At 68.9% G+C, this 18741-nt stretch carries 15 protein-coding genes and 1 riboswitch; of the genes, 10 read left to right on the top strand and 5 right to left on the bottom strand.

Going from position 1 to position 18741, the window contains the following annotated elements; genetic code table 11:
• Positions 1–4 precede the first annotated feature (4 nt).
• The 6 genes from CXQ92_RS10025 (at position 5) to CXQ92_RS10000 (ending at position 7114) form a co-directional block, all read left to right on the top strand.
• Positions 5–1321 (top strand): ABC transporter substrate-binding protein, encoded by a 1317-nt coding sequence (locus CXQ92_RS10025; protein WP_104167600.1) that lies wholly within the window; start codon positions 5–7, stop codon positions 1319–1321.
• A 58-nt stretch (positions 1322–1379) separates the two neighbouring features.
• The gene (locus CXQ92_RS10020; protein ID WP_104167599.1) at positions 1380–2510 is read left to right on the top strand and encodes a carbohydrate ABC transporter permease; all 1131 of its coding nucleotides are present in this window, start codon (positions 1380–1382) and stop codon (positions 2508–2510) included.
• Positions 2507–3409 (top strand): carbohydrate ABC transporter permease, encoded by a 903-nt coding sequence (locus tag CXQ92_RS10015; protein ID WP_104167598.1) that lies wholly within the window; start codon positions 2507–2509, stop codon positions 3407–3409. The genes CXQ92_RS10020 and CXQ92_RS10015 overlap by 4 nt, the downstream gene beginning before the upstream one ends.
• Positions 3409–4866: a GH1 family beta-glucosidase gene (locus CXQ92_RS10010; protein WP_104167597.1), complete on the top strand. Its 1458-nt coding sequence runs from the start codon at positions 3409–3411 to the stop codon at positions 4864–4866. The genes CXQ92_RS10015 and CXQ92_RS10010 overlap by 1 nt, the downstream gene beginning before the upstream one ends.
• 42 nt (positions 4867–4908) lie before the next feature.
• Positions 4909–5928, top strand: coding sequence for a LacI family DNA-binding transcriptional regulator (locus CXQ92_RS10005; protein WP_104167596.1), 1020 nt, complete (start codon positions 4909–4911; stop codon positions 5926–5928).
• Between the two features lie 118 nt (positions 5929–6046).
• Entirely contained in the window at positions 6047–7114 is a 1068-nt protein-coding gene (locus CXQ92_RS10000) for a Gfo/Idh/MocA family protein (protein ID WP_104167595.1), read from the top strand.
• Between the two features lie 46 nt (positions 7115–7160).
• Here the strand turns inward: CXQ92_RS10000 and CXQ92_RS09995 are convergent, their stop codons facing one another.
• A complete protein-coding gene (locus tag CXQ92_RS09995; RefSeq protein WP_104167594.1) occupies positions 7161–7889 on the bottom strand; it encodes a response regulator transcription factor in 729 nt (242 codons plus the stop codon).
• Between the two features lie 427 nt (positions 7890–8316).
• Here CXQ92_RS09995 and CXQ92_RS09990 point away from each other — a divergent pair, with 427 nt between their 5' ends.
• The gene (locus CXQ92_RS09990) at positions 8317–8760 is read left to right on the top strand and encodes a MarR family winged helix-turn-helix transcriptional regulator (protein ID WP_104167593.1); all 444 of its coding nucleotides are present in this window, start codon (positions 8317–8319) and stop codon (positions 8758–8760) included.
• Between the two features lie 217 nt (positions 8761–8977).
• Positions 8978–9547 carry an adenylate kinase gene (locus CXQ92_RS09985; protein WP_104167592.1) on the top strand — a complete coding sequence of 190 codons (570 nt, stop codon included), beginning with the start codon at positions 8978–8980 and terminating at the stop codon, positions 9545–9547.
• A 232-nt stretch (positions 9548–9779) separates the two neighbouring features.
• On the opposite strand, the gene CXQ92_RS09980 is transcribed toward CXQ92_RS09985, so the two are convergent.
• The 4 genes from CXQ92_RS09980 to gcvP are packed head-to-tail and all read right to left on the bottom strand — an operon-like array spanning position 9780 to position 15969.
• Positions 9780–10589: a methylenetetrahydrofolate reductase gene (locus CXQ92_RS09980; protein ID WP_104167591.1), complete on the bottom strand. Its 810-nt coding sequence runs from the start codon at positions 10587–10589 to the stop codon at positions 9780–9782.
• 6 nt (positions 10590–10595) lie between these two features.
• Positions 10596–11969 (bottom strand): L-serine ammonia-lyase, encoded by a 1374-nt coding sequence (locus CXQ92_RS09975; RefSeq protein ID WP_104167590.1) that lies wholly within the window; start codon positions 11967–11969, stop codon positions 10596–10598.
• Positions 11966–13099 carry a glycine cleavage system aminomethyltransferase GcvT gene (gene gcvT, locus CXQ92_RS09970; RefSeq protein ID WP_104167589.1) on the bottom strand — a complete coding sequence of 378 codons (1134 nt, stop codon included), beginning with the start codon at positions 13097–13099 and terminating at the stop codon, positions 11966–11968. Before gcvT ends, CXQ92_RS09975 begins: the two co-directional genes overlap by 4 nt.
• Before the next feature lie 8 nt (positions 13100–13107).
• The gene (gcvP, locus tag CXQ92_RS09965) at positions 13108–15969 is read right to left on the bottom strand and encodes an aminomethyl-transferring glycine dehydrogenase (RefSeq protein WP_104167588.1); all 2862 of its coding nucleotides are present in this window, start codon (positions 15967–15969) and stop codon (positions 13108–13110) included.
• Between the two features lie 155 nt (positions 15970–16124).
• Positions 16125–16228, bottom strand: a riboswitch (glycine riboswitch).
• 214 nt (positions 16229–16442) lie between these two features.
• On the opposite strand from gcvP, the gene CXQ92_RS09960 reads away from it, so the two are divergent.
• Both CXQ92_RS09960 and CXQ92_RS09955 read left to right on the top strand, forming a co-directional pair.
• A complete protein-coding gene (locus CXQ92_RS09960; RefSeq protein WP_104167587.1) occupies positions 16443–17495 on the top strand; it encodes an SGNH/GDSL hydrolase family protein in 1053 nt (350 codons plus the stop codon).
• Positions 17496–17583: 88 nt separating this feature from the next.
• A complete protein-coding gene (locus tag CXQ92_RS09955; protein WP_104167586.1) occupies positions 17584–18615 on the top strand; it encodes an LLM class flavin-dependent oxidoreductase in 1032 nt (343 codons plus the stop codon).
• Positions 18616–18741 lie beyond the last annotated feature (126 nt).

The following is an 18741-nucleotide window of genomic DNA, read 5'->3' as shown; positions in this document are numbered from 1 at the left end:
GATCGTGGAACTCTCGCGACTCAGGAAAATCACCGCCCTCGCCGGCGTCGCATCCCTGGCCATCGTGGCATCGGGCTGCAGCGGCGGCAGTGACGAGGCCGCCAGTGCCGACAACCCCATTACCCTGACCGTCACGACCTTCGGCCAGTTCGGCTACGACGATTTGTACGCCGAGTACGAGGAGCAGAATCCCGGCGTGACCATCGAGGCCAACAACATCGACGGCAGCGCCAACGCCCGCACCGACGCCTTCACCAAGCTCGCCGCCGGCTCGGGTCTGAGCGACGTCGTCGCCGTCGAGGAAGGCTGGCTCGGTTCGATCATGGAGGTCTCGGACCAGTTCGTGGACCTCAACGAGTACGGCGTCGCGGACGTCAAGGACAACTGGGTGGACTGGAAGTTCGAGCAGGGCACCGACCCCGACGGTCGCGTGATCGGCCTCGGCACGGACATCGGCCCGCAGGCCCTGTGCTTCAACAGGGAGCTGTTCGAGGCAGCAGGCTTCCCGACGGACCGCGAGGAGGTCGCCGAACTCTTCGGTGGCGACGACGCGACGTGGGAGACCTATTTCGATCTGGGCCGCCAGTACAACGAGACGACGGGCAAGGCCTGGTACGACCAGTCGGCGTTCGTCTGGAACTCCATGGTCAACCAGATGGAGGAGGGCTACTACACCGCTGACGGTGAGCTGAACGTCGAGGACAACGAGGCGATGCGCGCCCAGTTCGACCTCCTCGCCGCCGGCACGGCCGACGGCCTGTCAGCGAACCAGAAGCAGTTCGACTGGGGCAAGGGCAAGGCCTTCGTGGATGGTTCCTTCGCCGTGCACGTCTGCCCGGCCTGGATGCTCGGAACCATCAAGGAGCAGCTGGAAGCCGCCGGTGGCGGCCCCGAGACGGGCTGGGACGTCGCCGATGTCTTCCCGGGTGGTGCGTCCAACTGGGGCGGCGCCTTCCTCTCCGTCCCCGAGAGCTCCGAGCACCCCGCTGAAGCCGCGAAGCTGGCCACCTGGCTGACAGCTCCGGAACAGCAGGTGAAGCAGTCCGCGGCCGCGAACAACTTCCCGAGCACGCTCGAGGCCCAGCAGAAGATCGTCGAGGACGCAGTGCCCAACGAGCTCTTCAACGACGCTCCGTACGGGGAGATCTTCGCATCGCGCGCCGAAGGCGTCGTGGCTCAGTTCAAGGGCCCGCAGGACTCGGAGATCCAGGAGAACGTCTTCGCTCCGGCCCTGAAGATCCTCGACTCCGGTGAAGGCACAGCCGACGAGGCCTGGGATGAAGCCGTCTCCCTCCTCAACGACCGCGTCGTGAACAACTAGCAGCACCGGCCGCGGGGCCTCCGTCAGCACCGGAGGCCCCCCTGGAGTCTGGAACCTCATGACCACGACACTGAACCGCCCGGCAGCCGGCAGCCCTGCCCCTGCGAAACCCACCCTCACCTTCCGTCAGCGACTGAACGTCTTCGACATGAAGGCCTCGCCCTACCTGTACATCTCCCCGTTCTTCATCCTCTTCGCCCTGGTAGGCCTGTTCCCTCTCGGCTACACCTTCTTCGTCTCGCTCTTCGACTGGCACCTGCTCAAGGGGCAGGGCGAATTCGTGGGCCTGCGGAACTTCCAGGAAGTCCTCCAGGACCGCTTCTTCTGGAACTCGCTGTTCAACACGATGAGCATCTTCCTGCTCTCGACCATCCCGCAGCTGATCGTCGCCACTGCGATCGCGGCGGTGCTGGACCAGCACATCCGCGCCAAGACGTTCTGGCGCATGAGCATCCTGCTTCCCTACATCGTGACCCCCGTCGCCGTCGCCCTGATCTTCTCGAATCTGTTCGGTGAGCAGTACGGGCTGATCAACAACATCCTGGAGAGCTTCGGGATCGACCGGATCCTCTGGCTGAACGAGACGTTGCCGAGCCACATCGCGATCGCCACCATGGTGAACTGGCGCTGGACCGGCTACAACGCCCTGATCCTGCTGGCAGCCATGCAGTCCGTACCCCGCGACATCTACGAATCCGCTGCGATCGACGGAGCCGGAACATTCCGCCGCTTCTTCAGCATCACGCTGCCGAGCATCCGGCCCACCATGATCTTCGTGGTGATCACCGCCACGATCGGCGGGCTGCAGATCTTCACCGAGCCCCGCCTCTTCGATCCGCGGACGTACGGGGGAACGTCGGCGCAGTTCCAGACAACGGTGCTCTACCTCTACGAGATGGCATTCCAGCGGTCGAACTTCGGCAAGGCATCCACCATCGCGTGGCTCCTGTTCCTGATCATCGTCCTGTTCGGTCTCGTGAACTACCTGATCTCACGGAGGATCGCCACCACCGGCGACGACCGTGGATCGGGCAGGAGATCCCGCCGGCGTCGTAGGCGCTCCGCACCTCCGGCGCTGGTGCTACCCGCCGTCCGTCCGCAGCCACCGGCACCCGTTGCCGAGCCTGCACCGGAATCCACTGCATCGGCCGGTACATCACAAGGCAAGGACGAGAGGACCACGCGATGACGGCCATCGACACCAGGCAGCGCACGACGACGGCAGCACCCGAGCGCCGGGGACGTGGCCTGCGGCGCGGTCTGCTCGGCAACGGCCGCAGGCCGGGGTTCCTGACCTATGGACTGCTGATGGCCTTCTTCCTGGCCTCCGCCTACCCCCTCTGGTGGTCCGTGATCATCGGCAGCCGGTCCAACGAGGCGCTCGGCCAGACGTGGCCGCCCCTGCTCCCGGGCGGTAATTTCTGGACGAACGTCGGCGAGGTCTTCGACACCGTCCCGTTCTGGCTCGCGCTCGGCAACAGTGTGCTGATCTCGGGGATCATCACGGTGTCGGTGGTCGTGTTCTCGACCCTCGCCGGATATTCATTCGCCAAGCTCCGCTTCCGCGGCCGCAACGGGCTCATGGTCGCCGTGATCGCGACCATGGCGATCCCCACCCAGCTCGGGATCATCCCACTGTTCATGCTGATGCGGACGCTCGGCTGGACCGGTGAGATCGGCGCCGTCGTCATCCCCACGCTCGTCACGGCGTTCGGCGTGTTCTTCATGCGCCAGTACCTCGTGGACGTCATCCCCGACGAGCTCATCGAATCCGCCCGCATGGACGGCGCGTCCATGATCTCCACCTTCTGGCACGTTGCACTGCCTGCAGCACGCCCGGCGATGGCGATCCTCGGCCTGTTCACCTTCATGACGGCCTGGACCGACTTCCTCTGGCCGCTGCTGGTGCTCGGTCCTGGCAACCCCACCCTGCAGACGGCGCTCAGCCAGCTGCAATCGGCCCGCTACGTGGACTACTCCATCGTCCTCGCCGGCGCCGTCATGGCCACCCTCCCGCTCCTGGTGCTCTTCGTCATCGCGGGACGTCAACTCATATCCGGAATCATGCAAGGAGCAGTGAAGGGCTAATGCCACTCGACGCAACACACCACCAGCCGGTCCCACCCAGCGCAAGGACCTGGCCCGAGGGCTTCCTCTGGGGCTCGGCCACCGCCGCAGCCCAGGTCGAAGGCGCCAGCCACGAGGGCGGCAAGGAGGACTCCGTCTGGGACGCCTTCGCTCGCCTCCCGGGCGCCATCGCCAACGGCGAGACCCTGAAGGACGGCGTGCAGCACTATCACCGCATGCCGGAAGACGTGGCGATCATGAAGGAGATGGGCCTGGGCTCCTACCGGTTCTCGACGAGCTGGTCCCGCGTCCGGCCGGGTGATCGCGGGCCGAACGCCGAGGGCCTGGACTTCTACTCACGGTTGGTCGACGAACTCCTCACCGCCGGGATCCTTCCCTGGTTGACCCTCTATCACTGGGACCTGCCCCAGGCGCTCGAGGAGAAGGGCGGCTGGGCCGATCGCGATACCGCCTACCGTTTCGTCGAGTACGCGAACGACGTGTACTCGGTGCTCGGTGACCGCGTGCAGCACTGGACCACGTTCAACGAACCGTTCTGCTCGTCCCTGCTCGGTTACGCGGCCGGCGTGCACGCCCCGGGACGTCAGGAACCCCGGGCGGCCGTCGCCGCGATCCACCACCAGCACCTCGCCCACGGGCTCGCCGTCAACGAGCTGCGGGGGCGCGGTGCCCAGCAGCTCGGGATCACCCTCAATCTCAGCAATTCGATCCCCCGGGACCCGTCCGATCCCGTCGACCTCGATGCCGCGCGCCGGTTCGACTCGCTGCAGAACAGGATCTTCCTCGATCCGATCCTCCGCGGCGCCTACCCGGAGGACACTCTCGACGACCTCGAGCAGTTCGGCCTCCGGGACGTCATCCGGCCCGGTGACCTGGACATCATCGGCGCTCCGATCGATTTCCTGGGCGTCAACCACTATCACGACGACCTCATCAGCGGTCACCCCGCGACCGAGCACGATGACGGGCACTCCGGCGGTGCGACCCGCCCGACGTCGTCGTGCTGGATCGGGTCCGAGGACATCACGTTCCCGAGCCGTGGCCTGCCGCGCACGGCCATGAACTGGGAGGTCAACCCGGATGGGCTGCGCACACTCCTGGTGCGCCTCGGCGAGGAGTATCCGACCCTCCCGCCGCTGTACATCACGGAGAACGGCGCAGCGTACGACGACGTCGTGACCCCCGACGGAGCGGTCCACGACGCCGAGCGGACGCAGTTCGTCCTCGACCACATCACAGCCGTCGGCGAGGCCATCGACCAGGGCGCCGACGTGCGCGGCTACTTCGTCTGGTCGCTCCTCGACAACTTCGAGTGGTCCTGGGGGTACGGCAAGCGCTTCGGGGTGGTCCGCGTGGACTACGACACCTTCGAGCGGACGGTGAAGGACAGTGGACTGGCGTACGCCCGAGTCATCGCAGCGGCGAAGTACCCCGACCTTGCACCGGCGAACGCCTAAAGTAGCCCTCACGGCATACTTTTCGACGTTCCGGAGATGACGATGACGCAGGACGCAGGAAGGACCCGGCCGGCAGCCACCCTCGAAATGGTGGCTGCCCTGGCCGGGGTCTCGCGGGCGACCGTATCCCGTGTCGTCAATGAGAGCCCGAGCGTGGATCCGGAGCTGGCGCAGTCCGTGAAGAGAGCCATCCTCGCCCTCGACTACACGCCGAACCGTGCGGCGCGCTCACTTGCCAAGCGCCGGGCGAACGCCGTCACGCTGATCGTCCCCGAGTCGACGTCGAAGGTCTTCGCCGATCCTTTCTTCGCGTCGGTGGTCCAGGGGATCGCCCTGTATCTGGCTGATACCGACTACACGCTGAACATGGTGATCTCCTCGGAATCCAAGCCGGGAAAGACCCGCAGCTTCCTGCTCGGCGGCAACGTCGACGGTGTCCTGGTGGTGTCGCACCACAGCGGCGACCACTCCTGGACGCACCTCTCCGATTCGCTTCCCATGGTGTTCGCCGGACGGCCCCTGATCGGCGGCATGGAGAGCTACTACGTGGAAGTCGACAACGAACAGGCGGCGTACAGCGCCACCCGGCAGCTGACCGACAGCGGCCGGAAGCACGTGGCCACCGTTGCAGGACCACAGGACATGCCTCCGGGCCTGGACCGGCTCGCCGGCTGGCGCACCGCGGTCCGGGAGGCCGGCCTCGACGACAGCCTCGTGGAGGTCGGGGACTTCACGCTCGCCTCCGGCGCCCGGGCGATGCACCGGCTGCTGGACCGCGGGATGCCCATCGATGCCGTGTTCGCGGGCAACGATCAGATGGCGGCCGGCGCATACACCGCGATCCAGGGCAGGGGCCTGCGCATCCCGGAGGACATCGCCGTCGTCGGCTTCGACGATGATTCCTTCGCGACCTCCGTGACCCCAGCCCTGACGACGGTGCATCACCCCATCGTCGAACTCGGCAAGAAGATGGCGGAGACCCTGGTGAGCCTCATCGAGGGCAGGCCCACCGACCGCGTGACAGTGTTGCCCACCTCACTCGTGATCCGCGAGTCCGTCTAGTCCTTCCGAAGCACCTCCACCGTCCTACCGTGTGCATCGCGCGTGCCGCACGTGGGCTCCTGCCTCCATCACCTCCACGCCCATCAAGCACGTCCATCAAGCCCTGAAAGGCACTCCGATGCTTCCTGCTCCCGTCAGCACGATTGCCCCGTCCACCGCGACAGGACGTCCCATCCGCTGGGGCGTCATTGCCACCGGTTCCATCGCCGCCCGGGTGGTGCAGGACCTCGCCCTCCTCGACGACGCGGTCCTCCATGGGGTCAGCTCTCGCAGCGAAGCTTCCGCCCGTGCTTTCGCCCTCCGGTTCGGGTTCACGAAGGCCTACTCGGACACCGGTGACACTTCGGGCTACGAACGCCTGCTCGCCGACCCCGCCGTCGACGTGGTCTACATCGCCACGCCCCACGCCCAGCACCACAGCATCGCCCTGGCCGCGCTGACCGCCGGGAAGCACGTTCTCTGCGAGAAGCCCATCGCCATGGATGCCACGCAGGCCCGCGAACTCGCCGACCTCGCCCGGACCCGCGGACTCTTCCTCATGGAAGCCGTGTGGACACGGTTCCTGCCGAGCTTCCGCCGGGCCGTCAAGATCCTGCGGTCGGGTGAGATCGGCGAGCCCCGCTGGTTGCAGGCCGACGTCGGCTTCGCCCCCGCCTTCGACCCGGCGTCGCGGACGTGGGATCCGGCCGCCGGCGGCGGTGCACTCCTGGACCTCGCGGTGTATCCGCTGACCTGGGCACTCGGAGCCCTCGGTGAACCCCGCACCCTGAGGGCCACGGGCGTCCTGACCTCCGACGGCATCGACCTGCAGAACGCCGTCACCCTCACCTACGACGGCGGTGCGCAGGCCCAACTCATCACGTCCATCGGCGCCGAATGCCCAAGCATCGTCACCGTGGGAGGCACGGAAGGTTGGCTTCGATCCTCCGCGCCCCTGTTCAACCCCGCCGAGCTCATCATCCAACCCCGGCAGGGCACATTGCGGACGGAGCACTTCGAGACATTCGGGAACGGGTTCGGCTATGAGCTGCGGGAAGTGACCCGTTGCCTGCAGGCCGGGATGACCGAGAGCCCCCACATGACCCCCGCGGAGTCGGTGGCCATGATGGAACTGCTGGACGAGGCACGCCGTCAGATGGGTCTGCACTATCCCAGCGACCCCGAACTGGTATCCGCGCGTTCCTAGCACCAGCCGATGAAGGACCGTCCGGCCAGGACGAACCTCGCAACACTCAACGTCGCGCGTCCCCCGGCATCATCCGGTACCCGACGCCCCGGACGGTGCGGATGAAGCGGGGGTTGCTCATGTCCTCGCCCAGTTTCTTGCGCAGGTTGCGGATATGTACCTCGACGAGGTGGTGGTCCTGGCTCCAGCCGTCCCCCCAGACGCGGTTCAGGAGCGCCTCCCGCGTCCAGACGCGCTGCGCACCGCTGAGGAGGGTCTCGAGCAGGTCGAATTCGATCCGGGTCAATGCCAGCTCCCGGCCGGCCAGGGTCACCGTGCGCCCCTCCACGTCCATGGTGAGCTCCTCGTGCTGCAGCAGGTCGTTGCCCGGCACCTCGGGTTGCTGCGGCAGCGCGGTGCGGGGGCGGCGGAACATCGCCGAGACGCGCGCCGAGAACTCCCGCGGGCTGAAGGGCTTCCCGATGAAGTCGTCCGCACCGATCTCCAGGCCGATCAGCCGGTCGATCTCGTCCTGCCGGGCGGTCACCATCACGATGTACGCGTCGCTGAGGGACCGGCTCTGGCGGCAGACCTCGACACCGTCGAGGTCCGGCAGGTTCAGGTCGAGGGTGATGAGGTCCGGCCGGTGCTCCTTCAGGGCGGCCAGGCCCTCGAGCCCCGTGGACGCTTCGATGACCCTGAATCCGTTCATGCGAAGGGTCGTCGCCAGCAGTTCCCGGATATCCGGATCATCCTCGACGATGAGCGCGGAGCGCTGCGACGTGGAAACGGACATGGGACAAGACTTTCACACAATTCCGCCCGTCGGCGCGGACGAATTGATCGTCCCGTGAACAGACCGTGAGGAAACGTTGAGACGCGGCAGTAGCGTGCCGGGATACGACCGACCACGCTCCGGACCATTCAGGTGGGACACGTCACCCTCCCGGCTGCCCGGGATCCCGTCCTGCGCCCTGATGAGCCCAGGGGCGGGCCGGGTCGCCCCCGAGATCCCCGCTTTCAGCAGGCGCAAGCCTCGCCCCCTCGACTTTCTTGCCCGAAGCTTCGGACGGGGCGACGGGAAAACTTGAAGATCGAAGCGCATAGTTGACCTAAGGCAGTCGACCCCGTTCCCCGTTCCACCGGTCGGTTGCGATGACACCGCGCCCGCCGGCACTGCTCAGCACCGGAGGGGCGTCCCCAAATCTTCGGGAGGAGATCGCATGTCTGAATTGGAAGAGTGGTCGACCAGCCGCCTGCTCACCACCGCCGCCCGCCTCGTGGATCACGCGTGGAACGAGAGGCTGCTCGACATCGGAATCACCCATGCCGGCTACACCACCCTCGGCGTCCTGTCCCGAACGGGCACCATGACGGGCGCCAAGCTTGCGCTCGCGGTCCACGTCCAGGCCCAGACGATCGGCAAGACCATCGAGAAGCTCGAGCGCCAGGGGTTCATCTCCCGTATCCGCGACAGCATCGACCGCCGCAGCCAGCGCATCACGATCACCCCGGCCGGCGTCGAGGCACTCGCCAAGGCCGAGGATATCGAGCGCACACTGATGGTCGGCGAGGGGCTCGAGTCCTTCGAACTCCGCAAGCTTCTGCGCGGCATCATCGGGGAACTCGCTCCTCAGCGTCAGAAGCCGGCCGCGGCCGCCGTCTGACGCCCCAGCCAGGAAACGCACTCGGAGCGACCGCCTGAATGGGCGGTCGCTCTTCGCGTCCTCCCGACCGGGACGGCGTGACCGGAGAGAGACAGGTCGGCCTTACGGGGACTGCTGCCGACTCGGCAGGATCTTCGTTGCTGTCGACGGGGTGGAGCCGGGCTCAGGTCGGTACGACGTCCTCGTTCCAGTTGCCGAGGGCACTACGGTGGATCCCATGACGGGTGTACCGGCCCAACGGGTTCTGTTCCATGGTGTGACCGGCAGCGGGAAGAGCTCCGCCGCCCACGCCTATTCCGCCGTTACCGGCATCCCTGAGTTCTCGGCCGACGACGACCTCGGATGGCTCCCCGGCTGGGAGAACCGCCCCATCGAGGACCAGTACCGGATCGCGGCCGGCATCGCCGCCCAGAACCGATGGGTCCTGGACAGCGCCTACTCGTCCTGGCGGGACCTCATCCTCGCCCGCACCGAACTCATCGTGTTCCTCGACTACCCCCGGTGGCTCTCCCTCGGACGCCTCATCCGCCGGACCATCCGCCGCATCGTCCGCAGAGACCCGGTGTGCAACGGCAACACCGAAACCCTCCGCCGCGCCCTCGCGAAGGACTCCATCATCGGCTGGCACTTCAGGACCTTCACCCGGAAACGGGACGCCATCGGGAAGATCAGGGCCGACCCGTCGATGCCTCCCGTCCTGTCCTTCCAGCGACCACGTGACCTCGACGCCTGGATCGCAGCAGGCGCCCACGCGCCACCGGCTGTCCGACCGACGCGCCAGGGATGAGCGCCAACCCCACGACCGATGGATACAGCGCCAGCATCACCGTCGAGCCCTAGTCACCGGACCCGGGCGCACCAGTACCGGCTCGACAGCCATCCCTGGTCTGCCCGCCAAGCCCAGCAGGACGTCCTGGCCATCTCAGACGTCACGGCCGAGGAGTACCGGACCCCGGACCCCGGACACCGCCGCCTCCATGCCCGACCACTTCCTCCTCGAACACGGCCGGCCCTGACCATCACGCCAGTGGCGCTCGTGCCATGCCCGACCGCTCAAGCCCCGCGAGGTCGTTGAAGCTGTACACGTGGAGCCCCTCGTAGCCCGCGCCGTCGAGCGCCCCCACCAGGGGCGCCGGGTCGTAGGACGCCGAAGACAGTAGCTGCCGCACCACGGACCCGGTATCGACCCCACCGGCGGAGCGCCGGAGGAACCCGATCGACGATCCCACCCCGATCGTGCCGGCCAGCCGGAGCAGGCGGCTGATGCGGACCGGTCCGGGGACGCCGGCCCAGACCGGCACCGTGATTCCGTCACGCCGCAGCCGCGGCAGGTAGGCGCGTAGGGTGTCCGGGGAGAAGCAGAGCTGGGTGACGCACCAGGACGCGAACTCCTGCTTGGCGCGCAGCGTCCTCGCCAGCTCGTCCTCGGCCGTTCCCGGGTGGCCCTCCGGGTACACCGCGATCCCCATGCGGAGGGCGCCGCCGGAGAGATCCGCGATGTCCTCCATGAGTGCGCCGCTCCAGGCGTACGGGCCCGCCGCACGGGCGGCGTCCCCGCCGACCACGAAGACGTCCCGGATCCCCGCGTCCGTGCAGCGCTGGACGTGCCCGGCCAGCTCCGATCGGCCCGCCACGGAGCGCGCGGCGAGATGCGGGACGGCGGTGTATCCGGCTGCCGCGAGCCCCACGGCGGTGTCCACGGCCTCGCCGGGACCGTGGTGCGGCAGGCAGGTCACGGTGACGACGGCGGGGGCGGGCAGGTGCGCCCGGAGCCGTTGCTCCAGGCCGTCGCCGGGGATGACCTCGATGCGGACCGGGAGTTCAGGCACGCGCGCTCAGCACTCCACGACGTTCAGGGCCAATCCGCCGCGCGCTGTCTCCTTGTACTTATCCATCATGTCGGCGCCGGTGTCGCGCATGGTCTTGATGGCGACGTCGAGCGAGACGTGGTGCTGCCCGTCCCCCCGGACGGCCATCCGCGCGGCGGTGATGGCCTTCATCGCACCGACGGCGTTCCGCTCGATGCACGGGATCTGCACGAGCCCGCCCACGGGATCGCAGGTCAGCCCGAGGTTGTGCTCGATCCCGATCTCGGCGGCGTTCTCGACCTGCTCCGGAGTCCCGCCGAGCACCTCGGCCAGCGCTCCGGCGGCCATGGCACACGCCGAGCCGACCTCGCCCTGGCAACCCACCTCGGCGCCGGAGATCGACGCGTTCTTCTTGAACAGGGAGCCGATGGCCGTCGCCGCGAGCAGGAAGCGGACCACGCCGTCGTCGTCGGCTCCCGGGACGAAGTCCGTGTAGTACTTCAGGACGGCCGGGATGATGCCCGCCGCGCCGTTGGTCGGTGCCGTGACCACGCGCCCGCCGGCCGCGTTCTCCTCATTGACGGCCAGCGCGAAGAGCGTGACCCATTCCATCGTGCCGAGGCGGTCGGTCGGATCGTCGGCCTTCTCGAGCAGCTGCCGCTGCCGCTCCGCCCTGCGCCGGACGCTCAGCCCGCCGGGCAGGATGCCGCCCGTCGTCGTGCCGCGCCGGATGGTGTCCTGCATGACCGCCCAGATCGCGAGCAGCCCCTCCCTGACCTCGGCCTCGGACCGCCAGGACAGCTCGTTCGCGAGGACGACGTCCGAGAAGGAGGACCCGGTCCGCCGGCAGAGCTCCACCAGCTGGTCGGCCGTGTCGAACGGGTGGGACACCGGAACGGGCTCCACGGCCGCCGTCTCCGAGCCGATCTCGTCCTCGTCCAGGACGAACCCGCCTCCCACCGAGAAGTATTCCCTGGACAAAATGGGCTCGTCATCGGCAATATATGCCGAGAAGCGCATGCCATTGGTGTGATAGTCGAGCCGCTGTCCGCGGTGCAGCAGCACGTCCGTCTCGGGGTCGAAGGTGATCCGGCGCTCACCCGCGAGGTTGAGGGACCGGCACTCGCCGATGTAGGCGACCCGGGCGTCCGCCGACGTCGGGTCCACGAGATGCGGCTGGTCACCCTCCAGGCCGAGCAGCACGGCCTTCACCGTGCCGTGGCCGTGGCCCGTCACGCCGAGGGAACCGAAGAGATCCACCTGCACGCGCTGCACGTCGGTCAGCAGTCCCTGGGTGCGGAGCATCTCGGTGAAGCGGTAGGCGGCGGTCATCGGTCCACCGGTGTGCGAGCTGGAGGGGCCGATGCCGATCTTGAAGAGGTCGAAGGCGCTGATGGTCACTGCGGTGTACCGGCAGGCTTCTCGCGCCGGTAGAACGGCGTGGGGATCACGGTGAACGGTTCCGGGCGGCCCCGGAGGTCCACCTGCACCTCGGTGCCGATCGCGGCGAACGCGGCGTCCACGTACGCGAGCGCGATCGGGTAGCCGAGAGTGGGGCTCGGCAGCCCGGAGGTGACGGAGCCGACGGCGGTCCCGTCGACGACGACGTCGTACCCGGCGCGGGCGGAACGGCGCCCGACGGCGCGCAGCCCCACGAGGCGGCGGGCGGGCTCCGCGGCCTTGAGAGGTTCGAGCACGGCGCGTCCCACGAAGTCGTCGGCCTTCTTGGTGCTGACCACAGGGCCGAGGCCGGCCTCGAAGGGGCTGATGTCGAGGCCGAGTTCGTTGCCGTACAACGGCATGCCGGCCTCCAGCCGGAGCGAGTCCCGGGCCGCCAGGCCGCACGGCAGGAGCCCGTGGGCGCCCCCGGCCTGCAGGACGGCGTCCCAGAGGCGCACCGCGAAGCTGGTGCCGATGAAGATCTCGAAGCCGTCCTCCCCGGTGTAGCCCGTGCGGGCCAGCAGGACCGGGAGATCCGCGAGTTCCACCTCGACGGCCGCGTAGTACTTCAGCTCGCGGATGGTCGCCGCATCGTCCGGGCGTGCCAGCTCGAGGAGGACTGCCTCGGCGGTGGGACCCTGCACGGCGATGAGGGCCGTGGTGTCGGACTGGTCCTCGACGGTCACGTCGAAGCCTGCGGCGCGGTGCCGGAGCTCCTCGGCGACGACGCCCGCGTTGGAGGCGTTCGGCACCACGAGGAAGGAGTCCTCGGCGAGCCGGTACGTGATGAGGTCGTCGATCACCCCGCCGTCGGCGGTGCAGATCAGGGAGTACTTGGCCTTCCCGACGGCGATCACCGCGAGGTTGCTGACGAGGGCGTAGTTGAGGAACGCGGCGGCCTGGGGTCCGCTGACGAGGACCTCGCCCATGTGGGACAGGTCGAAGAGACCGGCGGCCCGGCGGACCGTGTGGTGCTCCTCGAGTTCGCTCCGGTACTTCAGGGGCATCTGCCACCCGCCGAAGTCGGTGAAGGACGCCCCGTGCGCCTCGTGCTGGGTGTACAGGGCCGTGTGTTTGCTCTGCTCGCTCATGGGGATTCCTAGTCTTCGAAGGCTTCGATGGGCGGGCAGGAGCAGACGAGGTTGCGGTCGCCGTGGGCGCCGTCGATCCTGCGCACCGGCGGGAAGTACTTGTCGTGGTGCAGCGAGCGCAGCGGGTACGCGGCGAGTTCGCGCGGGTAGGCCTGCGTCCACTCGTCGCTGACGAGGACGCGCGCGGTGTGGGGTGCCTGCCGGAGCGGGCTCTCCTCGATGCTGAAGTCGCCGGCCGCCACGCGGTCGATCTCGCCCCTGATCGCGATCATGGCATCGACGAAGCGGTCCAGTTCGGCGAGGTCCTCGGATTCCGTCGGCTCCACCATCAGGGTCCCGGCCACGGGGAAGGACAGCGTGGGTGCGTGGAACCCGTAGTCGATGAGGCGCTTGGCGACATCCTCGGCGGTGACGCCGGTGGCGGCCGTCAGCGGTCGGAGGTCCAAGATGCACTCGTGGGCCACGAGCCCCTGCGCCCCGGTGTAGAGCACGGGGAAGTGCTCGGTCAGGCGCGCCGCGACGTAGTTGGCGGCGAGCAGGGCATGCGCGGTGGCGCTGGTGAGACCCTCGGAGCCCATGAGGGCGATGTACGCCCAGGAGATGGGCAGGACGCCGGCGGAGCCGTACATCGACCCGGAGACCGGTGTGCCGCCCGCCGCGCCGGGCCCGCCGTCCGTGGCGATGTCGCGGTTCGCGTCGCCGGGCAGGAACGGCGCGAGGTGCGCGGCGACGGCCACGGGACCGACGCCGGGCCCGCCGCCGCCGTGCGGGATGCAGAACGTCTTGTGCAGGTTCAGGTGGGAGACGTCGCCGCCGAACTCACCGGGCTGTGCGAGCCCCACGAGCGCGTTGAGGTTGGCGCCGTCGATGTAGACCTGGCCGCCGGCCCCGTGCACCTTCTCGCAGACCCAGCGCACGTCCTCCTCGAACACGCCGTGGGTGGAGGGGTAGGTGATCATGATGGCCGAGAGGTTCTCGGCGTGCTGCTCGATCTTCGCGAGGAGGTCGTCGTGGTCGATGTTTCCGTTCGCCGCCGTGCCCACCACCACGACCTTCATGCCCGCCAGCACGGCCGATGCCGCGTTGGTGCCGTGGGCCGAGGACGGGATGAGGCAGATGGTGCGGTTCTCGTCGCCGCGCGAGCGGTGGTAACCGCGGATGGCCAGGAGACCCGCGAGCTCGCCCTGCGAGCCGGCGTTGGGCTGGAGGGAGACCTGCGCGTACCCGGTGATCTCCGCGAGCCGCTCCTCGAGGTCCGTGATCAGCTCACGCCAGCCCTCGGTCTGGCTCTCCGGGGCGAACGGGTGGATGGACGCGAACTCGGGCCAGGAGATGGATTCCATCTCGACCGTCGCGTTGAGCTTCATGGTGCAGGAGCCCAGCGGGATCATGGTGCGGTCCAGGGCGAGGTCCCGGTCCGAGAGCCGGCGCAGGTAGCGCAGCATCGCGGTCTCCGAGCGGTGCAGCGAGAAGACCGGGTGCGTCATGAACGCGGACGTGCGGTGCAGGTCCGCGGGGATCCGCCCGTCGTGCGCCGCAGCGGCGTCGGCCATCGTTCCGCCGAAGACGGCCGCGACGGCGGCGACGTGCTCCGGCGTCGTCGTCTCGTCGCAGGAGATGCCGAGGTGGTCGGCGTCGATGCGGCGGAGGTTGTAGCCGGCGGCCTCGGCCGTGTCCGCGTACTCCGCCGCCTTGCCCGGGACCCGGATCAGGAGGGTGTCGAAGAAGGCGTGGTGCACCACGGTGGCCTCGGAGCCCTTCAGGGCGTCGGCGAGAGCGACGGCGCGGCGGTGCGTGGTGCGCGCGATGGCCTTGAGCCCCTCGGGGCCGTGGTAGACGGCGTACATCGAGGCGACGATCGCCAGCAGCGCCTGCGCCGTGCAGATGTTGCTCGTGGCCTTCTCGCGGCGGATGTGCTGCTCGCGGGTCTGCAGGGCCAGGCGGTAGGCGGGGGCGCCGTCGGCATCCTTCGAGACGCCGACGAGGCGGCCGGGGAGCATACGCTCGAGGCCCTTGCGGACCGCCATGTACGCGGCATGCGGGCCGCCGAAGAAGAGGGGGACGCCGAAGCGCTGCGCGGACCCGACGGCGATGTCGGCACCCTGCTCGCCCGGGGCGGTGATGAGCGTCAGGGCCAGGAGGTCGGCGGCGACCGTGACGAGGGCGCCCCGCTCCTTGGCCGCGCTGATGACGGCCGCGTGGTCGCGCAGGGCGCCGGAGGCTCCGGGCTGCTGCAGGACGACGCCGTTGATGTCGCCGTCGGGCAGGCCCGCCGAGAGGTCCACCACCTCGACGTCGAACCCGAGCGCCTCGGCGCGGCCCCGGACCACGGCGACGGTCTGCGGAAGGGCGTCGGCGTCGATCACCGTGCGGCCCTTGTTCTTCCCGGAACGGCGCATGAGCAGGACGGCCTCCGCGACGGCGGACGCCTCGTCGAGCAGTGAGGCGTTGGCGATGTCGAGGGCCGTGAGGTCCTGAACCATGGTCTGGAAGTTGAGGAGGGCCTCGAGGCGGCCCTGGGAGATCTCGGGCTGGTACGGCGTGTAGGCGGTGTACCAGGCGGGCGATTCGAGGACGTTGCGGCGGATGACCGGCGGCGTGACGGTGTCGAAGTAGCCCTGCCCGATCATCTGCACGGCGGTCCTGTTCCGGCCCGCGATCCGGCGGAGCTGCGCCAGGACCTCGGTCTCGCTGAGGGCAGCCGGGAGGCTCAGCGCCCTGTCGAGGCGGATACTGGCGGGGACTGCCAGGTCCACGAGCTTGTCGAGGCTCGGGTAGCCGAGGACCTCGAGCATGTGCCCGGCGTCCGAGGTGCGTGGGCCGATATGGCGGTCGGCGAAGGTCGACGCGATGTCGGGGGAGGCAGTCATGGGAACTCCGTACGTCAGATAAGGGGCGCGGGCGCGCGGGCCTGGTCGGGTTCCTCCCCGCTCTGTAGGGGACCTGAGAGTTTCCGCAGGGCTCTACGCCTGCTTGCACCGTCGGTGAGCGCCGGACGCCGTCCGGGGCTGCTTTCCAGAGTTGCCTAGCCGCAGCGGTACTTTCGCCTGAGAGATTCCTGGGGAGGATTTGCTCCTACGGCGCCTGCCGGTGTGTGGGTCAACGGCAGAACTCTCCCGCTGCAGATCGATGGCGTATTCAGTTGGGTCGTGCGGCATGTGAGCCGTCCCACAGCGTACCGCGCGCCCCGGATCGGAGGCAAAGGCCGCAGCGACGACGGAACCCTACCCTGCCGCACCGGGTCCGCGGAAGGGTGGCGCCTCGGGCACCATGCCGGGCCTCCCGCCGTGACCGACGCGGGACTAGCGTGGCCACAACAGCCCCACCCGCACCAGGAGCATCAATGACGATCCCGCGCCTCCGTTCCGCCCTCGCCTCCCTGGCCCTGCTCGCCGCCGTTCTGGTGCCCGCGCCACCCGCGGCCGCAGCACCTGCCGCGTATGTCGCCCTCGGCGATTCGTACTCGTCGGGCACCGGGACGCGCAGCTACCTGGCGGACGGGACGAACTGCCAGCGGTCCGTCCACGCGTTCCCCGTCCTCATCGCGAGCGCCAGGGGGTACGCCCTGGACTTCCGCGCGTGCTCCGGCGCCACCATCCCCGACGTCGCGGCCGGTCAGCTCGGCGCACTGACGCCTGCGACGGCGTACGTGTCCGTGAGCGTCGGCGGTAACGACGCCGCGTTCGTCGCCGTCCTGACGGAGTGTGCGAAGCCGGCCTGGATGAGCAACTGCACCGCGGCGATCGACCGGGCCCAGGGCATCATCACCGGGCAGCTCCCCGGCCGCCTCGCGTCGCTGTACGGCCAGATCCGTGCCCGGGCACCCCAGGCGTCCGTCACCGTGGCGGGCTACCCGCGGATCTTCAACGGCGAGGACTGCAACGCGGCCACCTGGTTCTCGCCCACGGAGGAGGCACGCCTCAACGCGACGGCGGAGCTGCTCAACCGGACGACGGCGGCAGCGGCCGCCGCGGCCGGCTTCACCTTCCGGGATCCGTCCGCGGTGTTCGGGGGACACGCGGTGTGCGACGACGTCGAGTGGCTGAACGGTCTCGCGAACCCCGTCTCCGACTCCTACCATCCCAACCGCTCCGGCCATGCCGTCGGCTACGCGCCCCTGATCGGCCCGGCGCTTACGGGCGCCCCGGTGGCCGTCACCGCGGCCACGCTGCAGGCCGCCGAACTGTCAGCCCCCGCACTGGCGCGGGACCAGCGCACGCATGCCGCGCAGGATGCCCGGATCACCCCGGAGCGCTTCGTCCTGCCCGACCTGAAGGCCCCGGCCGCGCGGGCTGCCGCGGCACGTGCCGGCGTCGACCTCGGGGATCCGGCGAGCATCGCCCGGGCGGACCGCGCGGCAGAGGCCCTGCAAACCGGTCGCGGCGGGTCCAAGTAGATACATATGCATGGAATAACACCGGTGAAGAGCCTGTTCTACCAGCAGGCCCAGGGCGGGCCCGCACGCTGAGCACGGGAGCATCACCATGGCACGCGAACTGGAACTCGGACTCGACACCTTCGGGGACGTCACGCGCGGCGAGGACGGCACCCCCGTCCCGTACCCGCAGGTCATCCGCGACGTGATCGCGGAGGCCGTCCTCGCCGACCAGGTCGGCGTCGACTTCATCGGTCTCGGCGAGCACCACCGGGACGACTTCGCCATCTCCGCCCCCGAGACCGTCCTCGCGGCGATCGCCGGGCAGACGGAGCGCATCCGCCTCGGTTCGGCCGTGACGGTGCTCAGCTCCGACGACCCCGTGCGCGTCTACCAGCGCTTCGCCACCCTCGACGCCGCCTCGAACGGCCGCGCGGAGGTCATCCTCGGGCGGGGCTCCTTCACCGAGTCCTTCCCGCTCTTCGGCTACGAACTCTCCGACTACGAGCGATTGTTCGAGGAGAAGCTCGACCTGTTCTCGGAGCTCATCAAGGAAGGGCCGGTCACGTGGTCCGGCAGCACCCGCCCGGGCCTGAAGGACCACGAGGTCTACCCGAAGACCGAGGGTGGGCACCTGAAGACGTGGATCGGCGTCGGCGGGAGTCCCGAGTCCGTGGTGCGGGCGGCCCGCTACGGCATGCCGCTGATGCTCGCGATCATCGGCGGAGACCCCGCGCGCTTCGCCCCCTACGTGGACCTGTACCACCGCGCCCTGAACCAGCTCGGCCGGCCTACGCTGCCCATCGGTGTCCACTCACCCGGCTACATCGCCGACTCCGACGAGCAGGCCCGCGAGGAGCTCTGGCCGGACAACCGGATCATGCGCGACCGCATCGGCCGGGAGCGCGGCTGGGGTCCGACGACGCGCGAGGAGTTCGACCACGAGGCGGACTTCGGTTCCCTGTACGTCGGGTCGCCGGAGACCGTCGCGCGGAAGATCGCCGCGACCGCGCGGACCCTCGGCATCGACCGCTTCGACATGAAGTACAGCGCCGGACCACTGCCCCACGGGAAACTCATGCACAGCATCGAGCTCTACGGCACCAAGGTGATCCCGATGGTGCGGGAGATGCTGGCGTAGGCACGGCGCGGTCGGGGCCGACCGACCTTCGCCCTTTCTTCGGTCTTCTTTCGCACTTCCGGCACGGCGTGTTTGAGCGGCGAGGGCCAGAGTGGAACGCAGGAGCACAGGTCTCCACGATCCTCC

The sequence above is a fragment of the Arthrobacter sp. SX1312 genome, from assembly GCF_002929295.1.
GTDB lineage: Bacteria > Actinomycetota > Actinomycetes > Actinomycetales > Micrococcaceae > Arthrobacter_D.
This window is presented reverse-complemented; position numbering and strand designations above follow the sequence as displayed.

Coding starts and splice junctions, on each gene's coding strand:
- CXQ92_RS10020 (WP_104167599.1), top strand. CDS start 1,380: ATGACCACGACACTGAACCGCCCGGCAGCCGGCAGCCCTGCCCCTGCG.
- CXQ92_RS10000 (WP_104167595.1), top strand. CDS start 6,047: ATGCTTCCTGCTCCCGTCAGCACGATTGCCCCGTCCACCGCGACAGGA.
- CXQ92_RS09955 (WP_104167586.1), top strand. CDS start 17,584: ATGGCACGCGAACTGGAACTCGGACTCGACACCTTCGGGGACGTCACG.
- CXQ92_RS10015 (WP_104167598.1), top strand. CDS start 2,507: ATGACGGCCATCGACACCAGGCAGCGCACGACGACGGCAGCACCCGAG.
- CXQ92_RS09990 (WP_104167593.1), top strand. CDS start 8,317: ATGTCTGAATTGGAAGAGTGGTCGACCAGCCGCCTGCTCACCACCGCC.
- gcvP (WP_104167588.1), bottom strand. CDS start 15,969: ATGACTGCCTCCCCCGACATCGCGTCGACCTTCGCCGACCGCCATATC.
- CXQ92_RS09995 (WP_104167594.1), bottom strand. CDS start 7,889: ATGTCCGTTTCCACGTCGCAGCGCTCCGCGCTCATCGTCGAGGATGAT.
- CXQ92_RS09960 (WP_104167587.1), top strand. CDS start 16,443: ATGACGATCCCGCGCCTCCGTTCCGCCCTCGCCTCCCTGGCCCTGCTC.
- gcvT (WP_104167589.1), bottom strand. CDS start 13,099: ATGAGCGAGCAGAGCAAACACACGGCCCTGTACACCCAGCACGAGGCG.
- CXQ92_RS10010 (WP_104167597.1), top strand. CDS start 3,409: ATGCCACTCGACGCAACACACCACCAGCCGGTCCCACCCAGCGCAAGG.
- CXQ92_RS10005 (WP_104167596.1), top strand. CDS start 4,909: ATGACGCAGGACGCAGGAAGGACCCGGCCGGCAGCCACCCTCGAAATG.
- CXQ92_RS09985 (WP_104167592.1), top strand. CDS start 8,978: ATGACGGGTGTACCGGCCCAACGGGTTCTGTTCCATGGTGTGACCGGC.